The organism is Sulfurimonas sp. (assembly GCF_014859695.1).
Lineage (GTDB): Bacteria > Campylobacterota > Campylobacteria > Campylobacterales > Sulfurimonadaceae > Sulfurimonas.
In genome coordinates this window covers 1-6,681 of record NZ_JACUTS010000088.1, presented here as the reverse complement: position 1 = coordinate 6,681, position 6,681 = coordinate 1, and the positions used below count along the sequence as shown (strand labels likewise).

Sequence of the window (6,681 nt, the reverse complement as noted above, 5' to 3'; positions counted from 1 at the left end):
TAAATCAAGATGATTGTATATCTCACCATTGAAGATGATCACAAAATTTCCACATGCCGAGCTCATAGGCTGATGCCCTGCAGCACTGAGGTCTTGGATAGAGAGTCTCACATGCCCTAGATATATTTCACTGCCACCACTTTTGAAATTTACGATATCGCTATCATCAGGTCCACGATGAGAGATTAGCTCCAAAAGTGTCTTGTCAAAGGGTTTATTTACTGTTCCTACTATTCCGCACATGTTATATTTTCCTCATAAAATGTCTTGCTAAGAAATAGACACTTATCCAAAGAAGAAAAGCAATAAAGAAAACTATAGACTTGATGAGAAATACAGATTCTACAATATATGATAGAAGCTTATTTGGTCGGTCGTAATTAAAAATATGCTTATTAAATCCTAAAGCTGAAATTAGTTTGGAATAAGGTGTTGCTTCATAACTATAAGTTGAGTAATGTTCTTGAAAAAACTTCGCAAAAGGTGTCAATTCATGACTACTTTTTTTTATAAATCTTTGTCCATAATACATAAGGTCAATTTCGCTCATACTGTGTGAATTTTTTCTAATGATTTGATTTAGTTCTGTTGGATAATTGATAGAGTCTACAACCATCTCAGCACCATCCGCATAAACTGATACAAGTGCATGAGCAGCTCCAAACTTTTTGCTATAAAAAGCCAATCTTGTTGCATCATATCCAAGTGACTGAAGTATACGAATCATCACTCTTGCCCCTTCACCGCAAACACCTTCTTTATTTGTAAGTAACTCATGAGCACTTTGTCTCAAAAATGGTCTATTTTTTAAATTTGTATATTTCCACGTACTTTGATTTTTATTGAAATCATTATCAACAAAATCAGAAATCGCATGAAAATATTCTACTTTAGAGTCATAGCGACTCTCTGTAATAGCCATTTTTGAGATGTAACTTTTGATAAATTGCTCTTCTTTATAGTGCAAGTAAGCATTATAAAAAGCTAACATCAAAATACCCCCCCCCTATAATTGCAAATATACTGTTTGTAAATTTGATTTTATTTATTGTCATGATTTTCTCCTGATGGTTTATTTACTGTTCCTACTATTCCGCACATGTTATTTTCTTGCCTTATTTTTTAAATATTCACTCAGTGCAAAAAACATCCAGCCATCACCCCATCTTATAAATGGTATTTTGATTGTATGGAATCTATTTTTTTGATAGTAAAAATATCCGTTCTTCTTATCAAGAAAATATTCAAATGTATAGTGCAATAATTTTTCAAGTTTATCTTCAAATGCTTTATTTTGTATGCGAGACAAAGAAATAATGCCCTGTGCTTGATTGTGTATATCTACTGGGTATTCTTTTGGAAGTCTCCACTTAAAGCGTCCATCATCACTGATTTGCTCTTTATGCATAAATTCAATACCTGCTTTATAAGCATTTATTACATCTTCTTTTTTGTAGTCACTATGTTTAGAAATACCCAAAAGAGCATCTGCGACAAATCCTTGATGAAAATCGACATTTCTTAACACACTGAAATCATAGTTATATCCATAGTACCATTTTCCATCACTTTGCTGTTTTTCCAAAACAGTGTCAATCATATGTTGAGCTAATTTTTTTATATCTATACCAAAGACAATCTCTGTTTCTTGATTCGAAAAGTAAAGATATTTCATTATTAACTCTGCCGTTAGAATAGAAGCATTAAAAATGTATCTTGGTTGGCTATCTGATGAGTATCCAACATAAACACCTTCTTTTGTCTCAAAAACTCTTCCATTTTTTAAAATAGAGTAGATAGCCTTTTTTGTATTTGCTAAAATCAACCCATCTTGTGTGACAACATATAAGTTAAGTAAGCTCAGGGTCAGTTTAGCATTTAAAAAAGTGAGTGGCTTATCAAGCTCATGTGTCTCTTTACTAGTTATAAATTTAAAGTTTCTTCCCCAACCTATCTCATCTTGATTGTTTATACATGCCAAAGAATAAAGCAAATCTTTCAATTCATTTGCTTTTTGGATATATGTCTCATCTTTATAAATCTGATGCAGATTGACATATCCATCTATAAACAAAGAAAGTGCGGTCGGGTTATAATCTTTTTCTATACCAAAAATATTTCTCATATTGAATGGAGAATTTTTCAACAAATGGATAGCAACTCTTTGTGCAGACGGATGAAACGAAGTCATTTTATTTATAAAATCACTATTGAGGGCATCATAAGGATCCCATCCTTTATACTCCTCTTTTTCAATATATAGTTGTAATTTTTTTAATGCTTTTTCGACTTTTTCATTTATCATTGAACATCCTCAAATAGTGAAAGCAAATATTTGTTATTTTCTAGAGATTTTTCTTTTACTTTCTCATAAAATTCTTTTTGAGAATTTTTATATTTTTCTTGATTCTGATAAACTTTTTTAAATATATCCATAAAAGGCTCTAATTCTAAACCTTTTAAATCTATGGCATTCTCTTCAACACCAAACATTTTCATAAATTCTGTTGACTTTTGCTGATACGATATTGAAATAGTTGGAACAATTGACTTCAATCCATAAACAATAGAGTGTGTTTTAGTGCCTATAAATATATCTGTATTTGCTATAGCAGATGAAGTCATCAATGGATCAAAATCTCCCTCTAAAATATGTATTTTATCACTATATGTACATAGTTCTTTCATCTCTTTTGCAATAGGTCTGTCACCTCCTTTATGGTAACTTGCCTCCATTGGAATGATTAAGACATTGCACTTAAACTTGGAGACTATTTCATCAAATATATTTGACATCAGTTCTACATATTCAGACTTGCTAAAAAAATGTTTAAAATAGATGTGGTGTATTGTCACCCCAACAACCAATTCTTCTTTGTTTTTGAATTCCTGAAGCTGTTCTAAATCTTTTGCGACTTGTTTGTCGGTAGGTAAAGCAAATACTGTTTCAGCAGTTACATGTACATTTTTATAACCCTTGCAGTATTGAGTAGAATCTTCTTCTCTGAGTGTTACCACATCCGTATGTTTTATTACAAAGTCGGCTATTTTTTTTGTCAAAGTGCCAAATTTCCCAAAAAATGGTCCCACTGTTTGAGAATATATCATTGTTTTTTTACCAAGCCATTTTGCATATAGCAAGCCATAAGCATGTGAAATATTGACAGGGAAACCATTAAGGTTTGTAAAAAAGTGTCCACCAGGCAATACGACAACTTCACTCTGCAAATAAAGTTCTATCGCCTTTCTTTTAAACTTTGGCAAAGGTAACTTCAAGCCAACCTTATAAAAAACAATCCATACCAAGCTATAGGCAATCCACAAAAACTCTTTTGCAAAATAGTACAACTTGCCAATTTTTGAATGTGCAAGTTTTATGTTTCTAAAATTCACTACCCATTCGGCAGACTCTAAGCCATATTCTTCCTTTGCCATCTCTGGGTCATAGGAGGTTAAAGAGATACTTACTTTACTATCCATCTCTGTAATTGTTTTATTCATAGTATGAATTACAGAAGAATCGCCTTTGTTTGCATTATAATTTTGTATTATCAATAAATTTTTCACTCATTACCTTTTTAATAAATTCAAAGCTTTCAAATAAAACAATACTTTATCATTGAGCTTTGGAACTATTTTTTTTATGTCAAGTTTTTTTATAATCTTCAAATGCCATGTAAAAATAATCAGTTTTATCTTTTGTGTAAAAGAAACATGATAATTATTTAACATTTTTTGAGAATAGAGTTCTCTGTTTGGACCTATAAATTTATCAAGTCTATAATTATTAAATTTACTTTTATTATGTATGACTGATTTATTTGCTTTTATAAATTCATTTATATTTTCATCTATAAGAGTTATATAATCATCTCTGCCCATCTGCTTTATAATCTCATCCAACTCTCGATTTTTAGTTAAGATAAGATTAACTCCTTGTTTATCATCCATATATTTTTCTAGCCACGCATCACTCACACTTACATCTGCATTAAAACCAACCGCATCAGCACACATCTGACAAGCAAGAGGAGTAAACAAAGGAGAGGACAAAACCGTTCCCATAGAATATTTGCTACCGTATGGTACTTTTATATTTTTGCTATCTAATTGTATTTCCATATATCCAGGCCATCCATCGCCTCGATTTTTTAATTCAGTTATTTTATTTGTTTCAATCTCAAATTTTTTTGCTATGTACTCATACCCTAAAAAGCTAGGTGCTTGTCCACAAACTATGCTTATTTTGTATTTTATCTTTTTACTTAGTTTTTTACTTTTTTGTGCAGCTCTTGCTACTCCTTCTATATGACAAGGCAAACCAACAACAGCTAAATTTTCATAATCACCTTCGATAATATCATGAAGTATCTCATCAAACTTAACAGGAGAATACTTAGATCCTTTAGCATTTATAATCTCTTCTTTTGTAGTAGCTATAAAAGGCTTGCTTATTAGTGGATTATTTTCATCTCTTTTAGTTACTACTGCACCTTGTATCAATCCTTTTTCAAGCAGATATAAAAGAAGTGTTGTTATAAATCCACCAGAAGCAGAATCTCTTCTTATATACTCATCATTACTATATGTAGCATACCCTGCAACATAGTCACCTACCATCTCGTTATAAATTTGTGTTTTTGGTTCATTTGACCATGTAAGCGGTGGACAACTTTTTAAACAAATAGTACAGTCTGTACAAGTCTCCAAATTAACATTAGACTGATAGACCCCTTTTGCTTCATCTACTAACATGCTTATAACATCATGCGGACAAACTGCTACACACACTCCACAACCTGTACACATATTGTCGTCAGACACAAATGAAACATTTTTAAATTCACTCATTATCTGCTCCGAAATACTTTTTGTACTGAGCCACCACATGCTCTTTGCTATATTGTTTGAGTACTATGTCTCTTGGGCTATAGTTTTCAAGATTGTTAATAGCTGCTATTACAGCTTTTTGAAAAGAGGCAAAGTCAGCTTTTTCAAATTTTTCTCCACTTATACCATCAACAACATACTCTTTTATCGCAAAGTCGTTTGTTCCCACAACTGGTACATCACAGCTCATCGCTTCAAGTCCAACCAGTGCCAAACTCTCAGCCATACGAGTAGATAATAATAATAAGTCAATTTGCTCATAAAATGTAACCATCTGATTTTTTGGAACTGGTTCGATGATTTTAACATTGCTTACTTTTTGTAGTTCATCACTGTAGTGCGCTTTTTCAGAGCCATAATTGATACACAGAAGTTTAATTTTTTTATTTGTGAGCTTTTCAATTTCTTCTGCATTTTGTATTAGTTTCAAAACAAAATCCATCCCTTTGTCTGTTCGCATACTCGAAGCAAAACCCAGAACTACTTCATCTTTTTTATTTATTTTTTGCACTTTAAAAATTGAAGTATCTATACCTCCGCTAGGAGAAACAAGTATTTTTTTTCTATCTATACTTAACTTTTCACTTACCATATCTGCAAAATAGTTTGAAGGAGTCATATGTTTGGCTGTAGCTGGCAAAAAGAGATACGAGATCATATTTAAATACTTGCTTAATTTTGATGGAGCAAATATATCAGTACCATGCCAATGAATTGTCAAGTTTTTCATCTTTGAAAGTTTAAAAATCAAAGGTAAAAAAGAGTGCGGATAATTATGGATATACACATAATCATGCTTTGAATAATCATGAAGGAAAAGTTTTTTATAATAGTTCATGTATTTAAAAATTTTCTCTTTTTTTGTTTTAAAATTTGTATCTAAAATTAGTAGCTCTACATGTAAACCACTCTCTTGAAGACAATCATGTATAGACTTGATATAAGTCGAATATTGCGGATTCGTCTGCGATGGGTAGCCGTTGTTAATTAGTAGGATGTTTTGCATAATTTTTTAACCTATAATTTTGAAAATATATAATAACTAGTGAAAAATACACTGCGCTCGTAGGGCTTGTTAAGAAGTGTCCTCCAAAAAATGCCAATACTAAGACAGAGAATGTAAAAAATGTAAAAAACTTATGCCAAATTAATTTTTGTATAAACATTTTATAAAATAAGTAAGTGTAAATTAGGCTTCCTAGCCCACCAAAGAATAAAAGTAAATCAAAAAAATCCATTTCCATAATAAAAACTAGGACATTTCTTCCACCAAATAAAAAATTTAAAAAAGTCCAACTTTCTAAAACTTGAACTGATTCATTCATTAAAATTTCATTTCTACCAGAAAGCATCATATGCATCAATCCTTTAGTTTCAAGTGTTCGCATAAAAAAAGCAATTAATGTTTGAAATTCTTCACTCTGAATATACCCTATGACTTGTGTTGTTGCATATATACCTATTGGGATAAGCCAAACTAAATGAATTTTTCTCATTTTTTGAACTAAATGAAAAAATAAAAGTAATATAACAAACAAATATACTGCTTTCATGCCAGACAATAAGCTTGCAAGAAGAGCTATCAATAAAAATAATTTGCTTCCATTTTCATAGTATGCTCTAAAGTATAAAAAACCAAGCATACTAATCAACACAAAAGAAGACTCATTGCCAGCTAAAAAGACTCCGTTATAACCAAAACGATAATCCATGTCATAAAAAGATTCAAAAAAATTCAAATCAAAAGCTAAACCGCTAAAAATAAAAACAATATTCATAAAAAATAATATT

At 31.0% G+C, this 6,681-nt stretch carries 6 protein-coding genes and 1 pseudogene; all 7 read right to left on the bottom strand.

The genetic code is table 11. From position 1 onward, the window contains the following. Positions 1 to 243 (bottom strand): annotated as a pseudogene (locus tag IBX42_RS10700) (asparagine synthetase B); the annotation flags it as partial. Position 244: 1 nt separating this feature from the next. Beyond that, positions 245 to 991, bottom strand: coding sequence for a transglutaminase domain-containing protein (locus IBX42_RS10695; protein ID WP_294932760.1), 747 nt, complete (start codon positions 989 to 991; stop codon positions 245 to 247). 111 nt (positions 992 to 1,102) lie between these two features. Then, positions 1,103 to 2,305 carry a hypothetical protein gene (locus IBX42_RS10690; protein WP_294932758.1) on the bottom strand — a complete coding sequence of 401 codons (1,203 nt, stop codon included), beginning with the start codon at positions 2,303 to 2,305 and terminating at the stop codon, positions 1,103 to 1,105. Next, positions 2,302 to 3,567, bottom strand: a complete 1,266-nt coding sequence (locus IBX42_RS10685; protein ID WP_294932756.1) for a polysaccharide pyruvyl transferase family protein — start codon at positions 3,565 to 3,567, stop codon at positions 2,302 to 2,304. Before IBX42_RS10685 ends, IBX42_RS10690 begins: the two co-directional genes overlap by 4 nt. Positions 3,568 to 3,570: 3 nt before the next feature. Continuing rightward, positions 3,571 to 4,851 carry a Coenzyme F420 hydrogenase/dehydrogenase, beta subunit C-terminal domain gene (locus IBX42_RS10680; protein ID WP_294932754.1) on the bottom strand — a complete coding sequence of 427 codons (1,281 nt, stop codon included), beginning with the start codon at positions 4,849 to 4,851 and terminating at the stop codon, positions 3,571 to 3,573. Further along, the gene (locus IBX42_RS10675; RefSeq protein WP_294932752.1) at positions 4,844 to 5,896 is read right to left on the bottom strand and encodes a glycosyltransferase family 4 protein; all 1,053 of its coding nucleotides are present in this window, start codon (positions 5,894 to 5,896) and stop codon (positions 4,844 to 4,846) included. The genes IBX42_RS10680 and IBX42_RS10675 overlap by 8 nt, the downstream gene beginning before the upstream one ends. Further along, the coding region (locus IBX42_RS10670; RefSeq protein WP_294932750.1) for a hypothetical protein at positions 5,874 to 6,681 on the bottom strand (808 nt) is incomplete at its 5' end. The genes IBX42_RS10670 and IBX42_RS10675, both read right to left, overlap by 23 nt.